Source organism: Pseudarthrobacter sp. B4EP4b, assembly GCF_006680095.1.
Classification (GTDB): Bacteria; Actinomycetota; Actinomycetes; order Actinomycetales; family Micrococcaceae; genus Arthrobacter.
Window position 1 is genome coordinate 81,236 of sequence record NZ_VHIJ01000001.1, and the last position, 14,231, is coordinate 95,466.

12 protein-coding genes are annotated in these 14,231 nt (G+C 66.6%); 6 read left to right on the forward strand and 6 right to left on the reverse strand.

Features of this window, described 5'->3' with window-relative positions; genetic code table 11:
- The first annotated feature begins 12 nt into the window (after positions 1–12).
- Genes FNL14_RS00445 through FNL14_RS00455 form a run of 3 tightly spaced genes read left to right on the forward strand, consistent with a single transcriptional unit; the run spans position 13 to position 3,784 of the window.
- The gene (locus tag FNL14_RS00445; protein ID WP_142056675.1) at positions 13–1,392 is read left to right on the forward strand and encodes an LLM class flavin-dependent oxidoreductase; all 1,380 of its coding nucleotides are present in this window, start codon (positions 13–15) and stop codon (positions 1,390–1,392) included.
- Positions 1,392–2,756: an LLM class flavin-dependent oxidoreductase gene (locus FNL14_RS00450; protein ID WP_142056677.1), complete on the forward strand. Its 1,365-nt coding sequence runs from the start codon at positions 1,392–1,394 to the stop codon at positions 2,754–2,756. The genes FNL14_RS00445 and FNL14_RS00450 overlap by 1 nt, the downstream gene beginning before the upstream one ends.
- Positions 2,753–3,784, forward strand: coding sequence for an aldo/keto reductase (locus tag FNL14_RS00455; RefSeq protein WP_142056679.1), 1,032 nt, complete (start codon positions 2,753–2,755; stop codon positions 3,782–3,784). Before FNL14_RS00450 ends, FNL14_RS00455 begins: the two co-directional genes overlap by 4 nt.
- On the opposite strand, the gene FNL14_RS00460 is transcribed toward FNL14_RS00455, so the two are convergent.
- The 6 genes from FNL14_RS00460 to FNL14_RS00485 form a co-directional block, all read right to left on the reverse strand.
- Entirely contained in the window at positions 3,733–4,533 is an 801-nt protein-coding gene (locus FNL14_RS00460; RefSeq protein WP_142056682.1) for a hypothetical protein, read from the reverse strand. The genes FNL14_RS00455 and FNL14_RS00460 overlap by 52 nt on opposite strands.
- Positions 4,534–4,596: 63 nt before the next feature.
- Positions 4,597–5,409 (reverse strand): phosphatase PAP2 family protein, encoded by an 813-nt coding sequence (locus FNL14_RS00465; RefSeq protein WP_142056684.1) that lies wholly within the window; start codon positions 5,407–5,409, stop codon positions 4,597–4,599.
- A gap of 32 nt (positions 5,410–5,441) precedes the next feature.
- Positions 5,442–6,341, reverse strand: a complete 900-nt coding sequence (locus FNL14_RS00470) for a DUF817 domain-containing protein (RefSeq protein WP_142056686.1) — start codon at positions 6,339–6,341, stop codon at positions 5,442–5,444.
- Positions 6,334–7,152 (reverse strand): oxygenase MpaB family protein, encoded by an 819-nt coding sequence (locus FNL14_RS00475; protein WP_142056688.1) that lies wholly within the window; start codon positions 7,150–7,152, stop codon positions 6,334–6,336. The genes FNL14_RS00470 and FNL14_RS00475 overlap by 8 nt, the downstream gene beginning before the upstream one ends.
- Before the next feature lie 80 nt (positions 7,153–7,232).
- Positions 7,233–8,846 carry an amidohydrolase gene (locus tag FNL14_RS00480; protein ID WP_142056690.1) on the reverse strand — a complete coding sequence of 538 codons (1,614 nt, stop codon included), beginning with the start codon at positions 8,844–8,846 and terminating at the stop codon, positions 7,233–7,235.
- A 5-nt stretch (positions 8,847–8,851) separates the two neighbouring features.
- Positions 8,852–10,117 carry an MFS transporter gene (locus tag FNL14_RS00485; protein WP_142056692.1) on the reverse strand — a complete coding sequence of 422 codons (1,266 nt, stop codon included), beginning with the start codon at positions 10,115–10,117 and terminating at the stop codon, positions 8,852–8,854.
- A gap of 184 nt (positions 10,118–10,301) precedes the next feature.
- Here FNL14_RS00485 and FNL14_RS00490 point away from each other — a divergent pair, with 184 nt between their 5' ends.
- The 3 genes from FNL14_RS00490 to chvE all read left to right on the forward strand — a co-directional run bounded on the left by FNL14_RS00490 (position 10,302) and on the right by chvE (position 14,182).
- On the forward strand, positions 10,302–10,910 hold the full coding sequence (locus FNL14_RS00490) for a TetR/AcrR family transcriptional regulator (protein ID WP_142056694.1): 609 nt from the start codon (positions 10,302–10,304) through the stop codon (positions 10,908–10,910).
- Positions 10,911–11,129: 219 nt separating this feature from the next.
- Positions 11,130–12,770, forward strand: coding sequence for a glycosyl hydrolase 53 family protein (locus FNL14_RS00495; RefSeq protein WP_142056696.1), 1,641 nt, complete (start codon positions 11,130–11,132; stop codon positions 12,768–12,770).
- A 281-nt stretch (positions 12,771–13,051) separates the two neighbouring features.
- Complete coding sequence (gene chvE, locus FNL14_RS00500) at positions 13,052–14,182, forward strand: multiple monosaccharide ABC transporter substrate-binding protein (RefSeq protein ID WP_353615450.1); 1,131 nt, start codon at positions 13,052–13,054, stop codon at positions 14,180–14,182.
- The last annotated feature ends 49 nt before the right edge of the window (positions 14,183–14,231 follow it).

A 14,231-nucleotide genomic window follows, 5' to 3' on the forward strand; every position in this document is an offset into this window, starting at 1 on the left:
AGGACCAATCCCATGACTTCCGGAAACCAGCCGCAGAACCGCAAGCTCCACCTCAACGCTTTCCTCATGAGCACCGGCCACCACGAAGCATCCTGGCGGCTGCCCGAAAGCGACCCGCAGTCCAGCACCAACGTTGAGCACTACAAGCAGCTGGCCCGCACGGCCGAACGCGGCAAGCTGGACTCCATCTTCTTCGCCGACTCTCCGGTCCTGTTCGGCGAGGTGGGCCGCCGCCCGGCCGGCAAGCTCGAGCCCACCGTGCTGCTGACCGCCATCGCCGGCGCCACGGAACGCATCGGCCTGATCGCCACCGCCTCCACCACCTACAACGAACCGTTCAACCTGGCCCGCCGCTTCGCGTCCGTGGACTGGGTCAGCGGCGGCCGGGCCGGCTGGAATGTGGTGACCACAGCCGGCCCCGACGCGGCCCGTAACTTCGGGGTGGACGACCAGCCCGCCCATGCAGTCCGGTACGAACGGGCCGCCGAGTTCATCGAGGTGGCGCAAAAGCTGTGGGACAGCTGGCAGGACGATGCCGTGCTTGCGGACAAGGCCGAGGGCGTGTGGGGTGACGCAGACAAGATTCGGACCATCGACCACGAGGGCAAGCACTTCAAGGTCCGCGGCCCCCTCAACGTGCCCCGCTCGCCGCAGGGCCACCCTCTGATTGTCCAGGCCGGATCGTCCGAGGACGGCAAGGACCTCGCGGCCCGGTATGCCGACGCCGTATTCACCGCCCACCAGACCCTCGCGGACGCCCGGGAGTTCTACCGCGACCTCAAAGCCCGCACCGCTGCGGCCGGCCGTGACCCTGAGACCATCAAGATCCTCCCGGGCATCGTGCCGGTCATAGGCGCCACGGAGGAGGAAGCGCTGGAGCTGGAACGGGAACTGGACCGGCTGATCAAGCCCGAGTACGCACGCATCCAGCTGGCAAAGACCCTGCGCGTGGCTCCGGAGGACCTGCCCCTGGACCGCCAACTGCCCGAGGACCTGCCCAGCGAGGACGAGATCGAGGGCGCCAAGAGCCGCTACACCCTGATCGTCCAGCTTGCCCGCCGCGAACAGCTCACGGTCCGCCAGCTGATCGGCCGGCTGGGCGGCGGCCGCGGGCACCGCACCTTCACTGGAACGCCGGTCCAGGTGGCGGACGCAATCCAGGAATGGTTCGACGGCGGCGCAGCCGACGGCTTCAACATCATGCCGCCGGTGCTGCCTTCCGGGCTGGAGACGTTTGTGGACCAAGTGGTGCCGATCCTGCAGGAGCGCGGCCTGTTCCGCACCGACTACACGGGAACCACCCTGCGGGAGCACTACGGCCTGGAGCGCCCGGGCAACCGCTTCGCCGGCGATGTTGCACCGGCGCTCGCGTCGATCGGTTCAGCGTTCTGATGGGCCGGCAGCTCAAGCTCAACCTGTTCATCTACCCGGGCGGCCACCACGAGGCCGCGTGGCGGCACCCTAAATCCCGGACGGACCGGTTGCTGGACATCCGCTTCTACCAGGAGCTGGCCCAGCGCGCGGAGGCCGCAAAACTGGATGCAGTGTTCTACGCCGACGGTCCAGCGCTGGAGAACAACGTGCAGTATGCCACCAGGTTCCGGATCGAGCCGTTCACCTGGCTGTCCGCGATCGCCGTCGCCACCGAACGGATCGGCCTGATCGGCACCGCCAGCACCACTTACCTGGAGCCGTACAACGCGGCCCGGCTGTTCGCGTCACTGGACCACATCAGCAACGGCCGCGCCGGGTGGAACATCGTAACCACCGGCGCGGAGCGGGCGGCCCGGAACTTCGGGCTGGATGAGCACCCGCCGCACGCAGAGCGCTACGCCCGCGCAGATGAGTTTGTCCGGGTGGCGGGCAAGCTGTGGGACAGCTGGGAGGACGGGGCCGTGGTGGCCGACGCCGACAGCGGGGTTTTCGCCGACACATCCCGGATCCATCCGATCCAGCATGAGGGCGAATACTTCCGGGTAGAGGGCGCATTGAACACCCCCCGGTCCCCGCAGGGCAGGCCGGTGTTTGTGCAGGCCGGCTCCTCGGCTGACGGCAAGGCCTTCGCTGCCCGGCACGCCGAGGCGGTTTTTACAGCCCACCAGACCCTGCAGAGTGCGCAGGGGTTCTACGCCGACATCAAGGCGCAGGCAGCGGGGAACGGCCGGGACCCAAACCAACTCCTGGTCCTGCCCGGCATCAGCCCCTACCTGGGCTCCACAGGGGCCGAGGCACGGGCGCTCAAGCAGGAATTCGACGAGCTCACCCAGCCGGAGTACGGGCTGGGGATTCTGCAGAAGCTGCTGGGCGTTGACCTGGCCGGGGTGAAACTGGACGAGTCCTTCCCGCCGGAGCTGCTGGCCTCGGCCGGCAAAGCCGGCAGCCGCAGCCAGCTGGTCCTGGACATCATCCGCCGCGGGAACCTGACCGTGCGGCAGGTGCTGCACCGCTTCGCCGGGGCGCGCGGGCACTATGTCTTCGCCGGAACCCCGGCGCAGGTGGCAGACGAGATCCAGCGCTGGTTCGAGGACGGTGCAGCGGACGGGTTCAATATCATGCCGCCCTGGCTGCCCGGCGGCTTCGAAGCCTTCGCCGACGAAGTGGTGCCCATCCTGCAGTCCCGCGGAATCTTCCGCACCGAGTACGCCGGCCGGACCCTGCGCGAGCACTTCGGTTTGGACCGGCCGCGAAGCCAATACAGCCAAGGCGATTACAGCCAGAACCAACACAGCAAGCAACTACTGGGAGCATCTGCATGACCGACTACCGCAACCTGGGGTCCACCGGCCTCAAGGTCAGCCCGCTGACCCTGGGCACCATGATGTTCGGGGCCATTGGCAACCCGGACCACGAGGATTCCATCCGCATCATCCACCGCGCCCTGGATTCCGGGATCAACCTGGTGGACACCGCGGACGTCTACTCCAAGGGCGAGTCCGAGGTGATCGTGGGCAAGGCGCTCAAGGGCCGCCGGGACGAGGTGGTGCTGGCCACCAAGTTCCACGGCCGCCTCGGCGAGGACGTGAACCAGGCGGGAAACTCACGCCGGTGGATCATCCGTGAGGTGGAGGACAGCCTGCGCCGGCTGCAGACCGACTGGATCGACCTCTACCAGGTGCACCGGCCGGAACCGGACACGGACATCGACGAGACCCTCGGGGCGCTCACGGACCTGGTGCGGCAGGGCAAGATTCGGTACATCGGCACGTCCACATTCGAGCCGGGGCAGATTGTGGAGGCCCAGTACGTTGCCCGGGAACGCCACCGCGAGCGCCCGGTCACGGAGCAGCCGCCGTACTCCATCCTGGCCCGAGGCATTGAACGCGAAGTGCTGCCGCTGGCCCGGAAGCACCGGCTCGGCGTGCTGCCGTGGAGTCCGCTGGCCGGCGGGTGGCTGTCCGGCAGGATCAGGCCCGACGGCGCGCATGCCACCTCCAGCCGAGCCGCGCGGCAGCCGGAGCGGCATGACCCGTCGTCGTCGGAAAATGCCCGCAAGACCCAGGCTGTACTGGAGCTGACCGAACTCGCCGAGCAGGCGGGCCTGTCCCTGATCCATCTCGCGTTGGGCTTCGTGCTGGAGCACCCGGCCGTGACGTCCGCGATCATCGGGCCCCGCACGCTTGAGCACCTCGAAGGCGTGCTCGGCGCGGACAAGGTGAGCCTGTCAAAGGACGTGCTGGACCGGATCGACGAGATCGTTCCGCCGGGCACCACGCTGAACCAGGCCGACGCCGGCTACCTGCCGCCGTCGTTGACTGACCCGTTGCTGCGGCGCCGCAGCCGCTGAACCGGCGCCGGCTGGATTGCCGGCGGCAGGGACGTCGGCGGGCCGGACGGCTCGGGAAGCTCCCGCCGTCGTCCGGCCAGTTCGCTGAGCCGGGCAACAGCCTCGCGGGCCGCCGCTTCCAGGGCGGGATCATCGGTGGTGGCGCGGGCGTAAGCCCCCACAGCGGTCAGCGCCTCCAACAGCCCGGCGGCGGCGGTTCCACCCGCCCCCTGCCGCAGGAGCACCTCCCGGTCCGCAGCCATCGTGGCAGCAAGGTCCCCTACAACCACCCGCTGCCGCAGGTCGCGGATCCGCTCCACCTCAACGAGCCTCTCCCGCAACGGCCACAACCCGATGAAACGTGAAAGCCACGCCTTGTGCCGTTTCTTGTGCTGATGCTCCTGCCAGTGAGGGTAATAGTTGAACAACACCGCGAACGGGATAAGGACCAGAAGCACCCACACCACCCAGTCGGCGCTGCCCGGATTGGGACCTTCCCACGCATGCTCCAGCTCCCAATACAGTCCACCGATGGCCAGGCAGGCCAGGATCCAGCCGACACCAAGAATGTCCCGGCGCCGCCTTTGGGCCTTTGTGGCGTACTGGACGGGGGCCGGTTCGGTGGCGGTAAGTACCTCAGCGGCGGTGAGGCCGGCGTTCAGGGCCGTGGAGGTGCCGGCATCCGGCAACCCGGAGCGGTCCGGTACTTCCACAAAAACCGGCGGAAGCTCAGTGGCCTGCTGCACAGGCTGGTTGGATTGCTCGCCCATTGATCCCCCATCAACAAAGTCCGGACTGGCCCCTCGAGTATATGGTTCCCAGCCCGTTCCTGATCAGGCCGGGTGCACGCGCGTGGTGAGGTAGAGCCGGTGGGCGGTGATGACCAGCGACAGCCAGGCGGCGCCCAGCGCCCAGGCCCCCAGCACGTCCGTGAGCCAGTGGTGCCCGAGGTACACCCGGCTTAGCCCCATGGTGGCGGCGAAGACTGCCGCGGCCACCGCGGTGAGGGCGCGGGCCCGGGCAGACTTGAGGCGCAGGATGATCAGGTACGCCACAATTCCTGCGATGACCACCGAATTCAGCGAATGGCCGCTGGGAAATGACGCCGAGTATTCGTAAGGCGGCACGGCGTCCGCCAGGTCCGGCCGGGTCCTGCCCACCAGTTCCTTGCCGGCGATGGTCATCAACAGCGACCCGAGCCCGGCAACGAGCATCAGGATGACGGGCGTCAATGACCTTCGCCGCCATGCCAGCAGGACCATAACCGCCAGCGCCAGCACCGGCATTCCGATGGTGCCGCCCACGTCCGTGTAGGCGGTGACCAGGAGATCCAGGGTTGGGGAACGAAGGGTTTTGGCACCGTCGAGGACCGGGTGGTCCAGCCCCGCCACGCCGTCCGCTTCGACTACAGACTCGTACACCTGGGCGAATACTGACGCCAACGTGACAGCCAGCGCCGCCCCGACGGCCAGGGTGAGCACCAGCGCGGCGTGGGAACCAAGAAGGCTGCTGATCCGCTTGACCACCGAGGCCAGGAGCCGGCCCGGCCTGGTATCCCACCTGGTGAGGTCCTGCCCGCCCACAAAACGGTCCTGCTGGACTTCACCGCTGACGCCGGCCTCCGCCGGATTCTTGCCTGCAACCATTTCCTGGGCCCTCCCGTACGGCAGATAAGGAATTAGTAAGCAAGCTTACCTTGCGGTTCGGCGGATTCCTCCTGCCCTTCTCCACTGTCCGGCGGTTGGGGCTTGTAGACCCAGGCCACCAGCACCACGGAGATGATCATCAGCAGGAACCAGGACACCAGCTTGTCCAGCGGCACCGGATGCCAGCCGTCCACCTGGCTGGGGTACAGCCAGGCCCCGGACCAGGTGGCGATGTTCTCGGCGATCCAGATGAACAGGGCCACCAGCAGGAACGCGATGACCAGCGGCATCCTGTGGTGCTTCCGGAACACGCGGAAATGCATCACGCAGCGGCCAAAAATGATGACGACGGCGGCAAGCAGCACCCAGCGCAGATCCCAGATGTAGTGGTGGCTGAAGAAGTTCGCGTAGATGGCGGCGGCCACGATGGCCGTGATCCACCGCCGCGGGTAGTTGGCGAAGCGAAGGTCAAAGAGCCGGTACACGCGGACCATGTACGAGCCCACGGCTGCATACATAAACCCGCTGAAGAGCGGGACCGCACCGATCCGCAGGACGCCCTCCGCCTCATAGGACCAGGAGCCGACGTCGGTCTTGAACAGCTCCATCACCGTACCCACCAGGTGGAACAGGATGATGACCCGCAGTTCCCGGAGCGTTTCCAGTTTGAACACGACCATCAGGACCTGGATGGCGACGGCGGCCAGCGTCAGGAAGTCGTTCCTGGCGAGCGCGGCACCGTCCGGGTACCAGAGCCGTGCTGCTATCAGCACCGCCAGGAGGGCCGCCCCGAAAATACAGGCCCAGCCCTGCTTGAGGCCAAAGACCACGAATTCGGTGAGCTTGGGGCGCACACGGCTGGCCGGAGCGCTGGCGAGGAAGCGGCGGGCCCGTTCGTCGAGGCGCTCCTCCAGTGGAGTGGAACTACGCACGAACTCCCTGACGCTTGCCGGGTTGGCTGTTGGCGCGGATGTCGGCGTCCAGGCTGTTCAGGCAGTAGTCCTTGAACCAGTGCCGGATACGCCGCGGGAGCCTGGGGTAGGCAACGGCCAGGACCCGCATGGTGCGGTTGAAGCGGCGTTCCTGGCGGCCGCTCCACGGCAGGCCGAAGTCCTGGCGGAGCTGATCCGGGAGGAGGCCGGCGGTGAGGAACCTTGCGGACGGCATAATGGCGCGGTACCAGAGTGCTGTGTGCTTTGGGTACAGCAGCCCGCGGCCCACGCGCACCCCGCCGCCCTCCGCCCGCAGGGTGGAGATGCGTTCGTCCCAGTAGCGGCTGAACGCCGCCCGGTCCGCGGGCCACATCCCGGCAGGAAGCTGCAGGGCTGTGCCGATGCGCGCATAGTCCTGGTACATGGCGTCGGCCGATTCGTCGTCGAGCGGGCCATAGATCTTCTCGATGATGGTGATCGCTGTGTCGTAAAGCGTGGCCACCACCCAGAGCTGCAGCTCGGGATCGAAGGCATTGTAGCCAGGGGACTTTTCGGTGTCGTCCCTGCGGACCGGAACGTGGGCCCTGTTCACCCTGCGGCGGACCTCGGTCACCTGCTCGTCCGTGCCGTACACAATGGCGTAGACGTAGGTGAGGGTGCCCTTGAGCCTGTTGACCGGGCGGCCCACGAAGGTGCTGTGCTCGTCAACGCCGCGGCCAACCGCCGGATCGGCAAGCTGCAGGAGGAGGGCCCGGCCCGCGCCGGCGAGCAGGATGCCTTCTGCGCCGTACTCGGCCATTCCTCGCACCATTTCAACAGGGTACCGGACTGCCTCAAGCAAGGACGACGGCGGGACCTCCCGCCGTCGTCCGCTTCCGTCCCAGCGCCGCGTCAGGCGAGGTACTCCGTCCGGCCGTCCACCACCGTGCGGAGTATGCGCGCGTTCAGCAGGGACTCCTCACCGTGGACGAAGGGATCTGCGTCCAGCACGGCGAAGTCGGCAGCGAGTCCGGCCGACAACCGGCCCCTCCGGTCCTCCTCCATCACCGAGGCAGCGGCGTCGCGCGTGGCGTGCCCGATCGCCTCCGCCAGGGGCCGGGCGAAATGCGGGTTGTTTGGCGGATACGACGGGTCCAGCGCCGACTTCCGGGTGGCCGCCACAAACAAGTTCTGCAATGCATCGTAAGGTGCGGTGGGAGCATCGGTGGAAAACGCCAGGAGGGCTCCGGCCGCCACATATTCCGGCCAGGCGAAGCTGCGGTCCGGCCGGTCATCGCCCAGCATCGCCACCCAGTTGCCGTAGATGGCAGGGTCGGCGTGGACGGGCTGCATGGAGGCGGTCACGCCGAGCCGGGCCATCCGCACTGGCGTTTCCGGCGAGGTATATTCGAGGTGCTCGATGCGGTGCCGCCGGCGGCGGGAGCCATTGACCTCTGCAGCATTTTCCAGCGCATCCAAAGCTATGTCGCTGGCGTGGTCGCCGATGGCGTGCAGGGCCACTTGGAGTCCTGCCGCATCTGCTGCTGCCACTACCGGGGTGAGCTGCTCCGGAGCCCAGATGGGTCCTGCCTGGGAGCCGTCGGCGTAGGGCTGGTTCATGGCAGCGGTGCAGGCATCGATCACGCCGTCGAGCGCCAGCTTGATCCCGGCCACCCGCAGCCATTCGGTGTTAATTTCCCGCGCCAGGAGCACGGCGCGTTGCACCTGCACCAGGTTTGCCGCTTCGTCGCCGGTGTTGTGGATGAACCAATGCGCCACGATGCGCAGCGGCAGCCTCCCGCCGCGCCGTTCTGCCGCCCGCAGGAAGGCGGCCAGGTCCAGTTCGCCCAGGGCCATGTCCACCGCGCCGGTCACCCCGGCGGCAAGATAGGCCTCGAGGGAACGTTCGACGGCGGCGTCCCGGTCAGCGTCGGACGTCACCTTCGCCAGGAACGGCCACACAAACTGCTGGGCGGCAGTTTCGTACAGCATCCCGTCCGGCTCGCCCTGGCTGTCGCGTCCGATGCGGCCGCCCAGGGGGTCCGGGGTGTCTCGGGTGATGCCGAGCTCCTTCAAGGCGGCGCGGTTCACCCAGCAGGAGTGGTAGTCGTTGGCATCGAGGTAGACGGGTACATCTGACACCGCTTCATCGATCATGGCCGCGGTGGGGGCTCCTGGAAGGGAATCGAACAGCCAGCCCCTGCCCAGGACCCGCGGAGCTCCGGGGTCCGCGGCGCGGGCGTCGCTCAGGCGTCCCTGGATGTCGGACAGGGACCTGACATCCGTCAACGCCACCTTCCCGAGCGCCTCGCCGAGCATCATCACGTGCGTGTGGGCGTCGATGAACCCCGGCAGCACCAACCGGCCGCCAAGGTCGATGACCTCTGCATTCTCCCCAGCCGCCGCGCGGGCAGAGGCATTGGTGCCCACATGGGTGAGCGTGCCGGCGTCGACGACGAACGCTTCAGCCCAGGGGGCCGATTCGTCGGCGGTGAAGACGCGGGCGTTGCGGTACAGCTCGGTCATGGCTTTTATACTCCTGCAGTTCGAATGGTGGCGATATCGGGTGAGTTGGAGGTTTTGGCGGCGTTCACTGCCTCTACACGGGTGGACAGCCGGGCAATCAGGACTGCGGGAACCAGGAGCACCAGGCTGAAGCCGGCCAGGACCCAGCCCAGTGCCGGGAAGCCGAAAGCCTCCCCGATCCAGGCTCCGAACATGGGCGCAAAACTGGATCCCACCAGGTACACGCCCAGCACGGGCCCGGACCAGCGGCCGCTGGCGTCCAGGGCTGCGGCGGTGGCGATGAAGTACATAAAGGCGACCGCGTAGACGGTGTTCCAGGCGATCATGGTGACGAGGTAGGTGGTGGAGTCTGTGGTGAGGCAGGCGGTCAGCTTCAGGGCGGCGCCGAGCGCCAGCAGGATGCCCAGCGGGAGTGCCCGGCCCAGCCTGGTTCCGAGGAAAATCAGTGCGATGGCGGCGAGGAGGCCGCCGCCGGTGGATGCGCTGAGCACCAGCCCCAGCTGTTCCTCCGTCATACCGGCCTGGGCCACGCCGATGGCTCCGGACATGGCCCACAGGGAGTCCTCGCCGATCGCCCAGAGGGCGAAGATTGTGAGCAAGGCAAAGCCGGCAACGGTGATGGTCCTGGTGCTGACGGCGCCTGCTGTGGCGATTGCCGTCGTCGTACTCTCCGCTGCTGGCTGTGGTGCACCCTGGTGGGCCGCCGGTTCCTCCGCCATGGGCAGCCACCCGGCAGTGAACAGCAGCGCGAGGGCGAGCCCGGCCACGAAGCCGAAGGCGCTTCCCATGCCGATGCCCACGGCCGGAATGATGGCCAGCACCACGGTGACGATGGCCCGGTTTGCCAGTCCGCTGATGCCGGAGGCGCGGTTAGGGTTGCGCAATGCTGCCAGAGCGGCCCCGCCGGATGCCACGGCTCCGCCGGCTCCGATGCCGCCGGCAATGATCCCGGTGATCACCGCGGCGGGTGCCATGTCAAGGGCGGCAAGTCCAAAGCCGGCGGCCGTCAGGAGCAGCCCCAACCGGGCCACCAGGTAGCGGCCACGGCCTTCGGTAAAGCGGGTCACGGCGAGGCAGGCGAGGGCGGTGGCAAGGAGGCAGGCGGTCATGAGCGTTCCCGCCTCGGTGGCTCCCACCTTCAGGGATTCCTGGATGGCGAGGATCATGAACGGGACCAGATTGGCGCTCATGAAGCCCACCACGCCGATGCCGAAGGTTGAGACCGCGCGTTTGGTGGTCAGCGGAAGCCGCTGGGGTTCTGGCTGGGTCATTGGTAGTCCTTTGAACGGGGGGATGCGCGGGGTTTTTAGGACTGCGCCGGATGCTTCCTTGCATCCGGCGTGCCTGCTGCCGGTCCGGCAGTTCCCGCTAAAACGAATGGCGTTCGTTTTATTATGCATGTGACCTGCGTCAAAGGGAAGAGTCCCTAGACTGGCTTTTGACGAAGGGAGTTTCATGCCACGGCCCAGGACGCCGATCCTCTCGGTGGACCGCATCGCGGATGCCGCCATCGAACTGGTGGATGAAGGGGCCGGCTTCGGCGTTAATGCCCTCGCCCGCCGCCTGGGCGTCACGGCATCGTCCCTGTACAACCACATTTCGGGACGGGACGAGATCATTGAACTCATGCGTGCCAGGCTTGCCACTCAGTCCATCCCGGACGTTCCCGAGGACGCCGGGTGGGACAGGGTGCTCTCGCTGGTTGTGCGCGGGCAGCGGGAGATGTACGCAGCCCATCCGTTCGTGGTGCCGCTCATCGTTGGCAAGACCATCACCGATCCCGGCGTGATCAGCGCCTACGAACGTATGGCCTCGGCGCTCGTCGCCGCCGGCTTTCCGGACGGGGACGTGCTGACCATCATCTCCGTCATCGACTCCTTTTCGCTCGGCGCCGGCCTGGACCTCGCCGCGCCTGACGACGTATGGGCACCCTCCGAATCCGCCGCCACCCTGTCCCGGCTGGTCAAAGAATCCGGTCACGGCCGGGAACGCAGCGACAAGGCCTTCGAGACCGGCCTTGAGTTACTCCTTGAGTCGCTGCGGATGCGGTTAGCCGCGACCTGACGGACACCAACCTGCCGGCCCTTCTCAGCCAAGGGAATCACGCAGTGCAGAGCTGGGAGCGATAACAGGAAACTACGCCTGAGTCCGCAACTGAGTCCTACTTTAGTCCCTACGGGTGACGCGCGGTGGTGTGCTAGAACTGGGAGCGCACACAGGTTGGGCCGGTTGGCGTACTTGACCGCCAGCCTGCTTTCGATTCATACCGTCAGGGAGGACGACATGAAAAAGCACCACTCGAAGATCCAGCACCCTCAGAAGCGAAAACTTGCCTCAGCGGTGGTGGCCGCTTCGCTGCTGGCCGTCGCTGCATTGCCTGCGGGCATCAGCCCGGCGATAGCCGAAGGCCCCTCCCAGCCGGGTGGCGCCGTCATCAACGGAGACTTTTCCCAAGGACTCAGTGGATGGAAGGTTACCGGCAACCCTGCCGCGACCACCACGGCGGCGGAGGCCGGCAACCAGCAACTGACGCAGCGCCTCGGCGCGGACGGCACGGCGACGCTTCGCCAGAAGACCGGCAGCCTGGCCGAGGGCTGGTGGACGGTGTCAGCAAGGGTCAAGGCTGAGGGGACGCTCGGCGCTTCCCGGATCGGCTTGAAGAACTGCGGAGTGGACGGCGACACCGTCCTTCCGTCCACCGCGCAGGACGGTGCCTGGCTGCAGATCTCGGCCGACGCCTACGTGACCAAGGGTGCCTGCGAGATCATTATCGAAACCCGCGGCAAAGCCGGCGACTGGGCCGAGGTGGACGACGTCAGGCTCACCCCAGGCTCCATCCAGCGGGCGGTCCGTGGCGCCGACCTTTCCAACCTTGCCAAAAATGAGGACATGGGTGCTGTCTACTTTGGTGCGAACGGCCGGCAGGTGGACGCCGTCGAAGCATTCGCCGACGCCGGCGCCAACCTGGTGCGGCTGAAGGTGTGGGTGAACCCCGCTGACGGCTACAACACCACGGATGAAGTGGTGGCCACAGCCAAACGGGCGAAGGCGGCCGGGATGAAGATCCTGGTGGACTTCCACTACAGCGACCGGTGGACAGACCCGGGCGCCCAGGGAATGCCCGCCGCCTGGGTGGGCCTCAGCCCGCAGGCAGTGGCGGATGCCGTCTACGCGCACACCTCGGAGGTGCTGACTGCACTGAAGAACGCCGGCGCCACTGCGGACTCGGTGCAGGTGGGAAATGAGATCAACCCCGGCATGCTCTGGCCCCTCGGCCAGACCTGGGACGTCAACCCCGCGGACGACGTGGAGGGCGCGCAGTGGGACAACCTGGCCCTGTTCCTCGCTGCCGGCTCCCGCGCCGCCAAGGACGTCAGTGCCCAGACAGACGTCATCCTGCACCTGACCAACATCAACAACGGCATCGGCGGCCTGACGTGGTGGTATGACGAGGTCACCAAGCGGGGCGTCCAGTTCGACACGATCGGCTTGTCCTACTACGGCTACTGGCACGGCTCCATGGCGGACCTGCAGCACGCCATCACCGAACTTTCCGCCCGCTACGACCGTAACGTGGTGGTCGTCGAGAACTCGTACCCGTTTACCCTCCAGGACAATCCGGTTGATCCGTGGGAGAACGTCATCCGCAGCCAGGACCAGCTTGTACCGGGCTATCCGGCAACTCCGGAGGGGCAGGCGGCTAACTTCCGGGCCGTCCAGGACGTCGTGGCGTCCGCCCCGGGCGGCCGCGGACTCGGCGTGGTGTCCTGGGAACCGGCATGGACTGCCGTCCCGGGCAACGGCTGGGATCCGGCCGACCCCGCCAGCGGCAACGCGTGGGAGAATCAGGCCATGTTTGATTTTGCAGGCCGGGCCCTCCCGGCGCTGCAGCAATTTGCTCCGGATCCTGATACCAAAAGCTGATCCCACGAGCGGGCCGCGCCCGTCCTGCCGGGCAGGCGCGGCCGCAGTGACTTGACTCACAATAAGCCCTGACGTACCGTTTCTGTTAGCGCTAACACATCCTGAAAGCGGACTGCATGGCAAGTGCCACCGGCATCGCCCGTGCAGACCGCCCCTTCCGAGTCCAGAACCGCGGGTCCGGCTTTTAAAGCCCCACCCCTTATTGCTTTACCTGCCGGCAAGCGCAGATGCTTACCGGCTCAGCACCACTTCGCGGACAAACTCCGCGGAAGGAGAAAGTTGTGAGAATTAGGAAACTCCTGGGCGCCGTTGCAGTCGCTCTCGCAGTCACTGTGGGTGCCACAGGTTGCGGCTCCCGGGGCGGAGCAGCTGAAGCCGGGGCCGGGGCCTCGGCTAACCCCAGCGATTCCCTGGTGGGCATCTCGATGCCCACGCAAACTTCCGAACGCTGGATCGCCGATGGCGGGAACGTGGAAAAGTCCTTGAAGGAACTGGGCTACAAGACTGACCTGCAGTTCGCCAACGACGACATTCCCACCCAGGTGTCGCAGATCGAAAACATGCTCACCAAGGGAGCCAAGGCGCTGATCATCGCTGCCATCGACGGCACCACCCTGACCGATGTCCTCGCCAAGGCGAAGGAACAGAACGTCAAGGTCATTGCTTACGACCGCCTGATCAACGGCACCCCCAACGTTGACTACTACACCACGTTCGACAATTACACAGTGGGCGTGCAGCAGGCTACGTCGCTGCTGACCGGGCTTGGCCTGGTGGATGCCAGCGGCAAGAAGGTGGACGGCAAGGGCCCCTTCAACGTTGAGCTTTTCGCCGGCAGCCCCGACGACAACAACGCCAACTTCTTCTGGACCGGCGCCATGGACACCCTGAAGCCGTACATGGATGCCGGCACCCTCAAGGTGCCCAGCGGCCAGACCAAATTCGAGCAGGCAGCCATCCTGCGCTGGCAGGCACCCGTTGCGCAGAAGCGCATGGAGGACATCCTGACCGCCGCCTACAGCTCCGGCACCAAGCTCGACGGCGTGCTCTCCCCCTATGACGGGCTCTCCATCGGCATCATTTCGGCGCTGACCAGCACGGGCGGCTACGGCAAGGGCGACCTGCCGGTGGTCACCGGCCAGGACGCTGAAAAGGGCTCCGTGAAGTCCATCATCGCCGGCGAGCAGTACTCCACCATCTTCAAGGACACCCGCCAGCTGGGTTCCCAGGCCGTGAAAATGGTTGACGCCGTCCTGAAGGGCCAGGAGCCGGAGGTCAACGACAGCAAGACCTACAACAACAAGGTCAAGGTAGTACCGGCGTTCCTGCTGAAGTCCGTGATCATCACGGCGGACAACTACAAGAAGGAACTCATCGACTCGGGCTATTACAAAGACGCCGACGTCAAGTAACCATCTTCGGGGGTTGCGGGCCCGCCCCCCCCCCCCGGGCGCCCCCCCC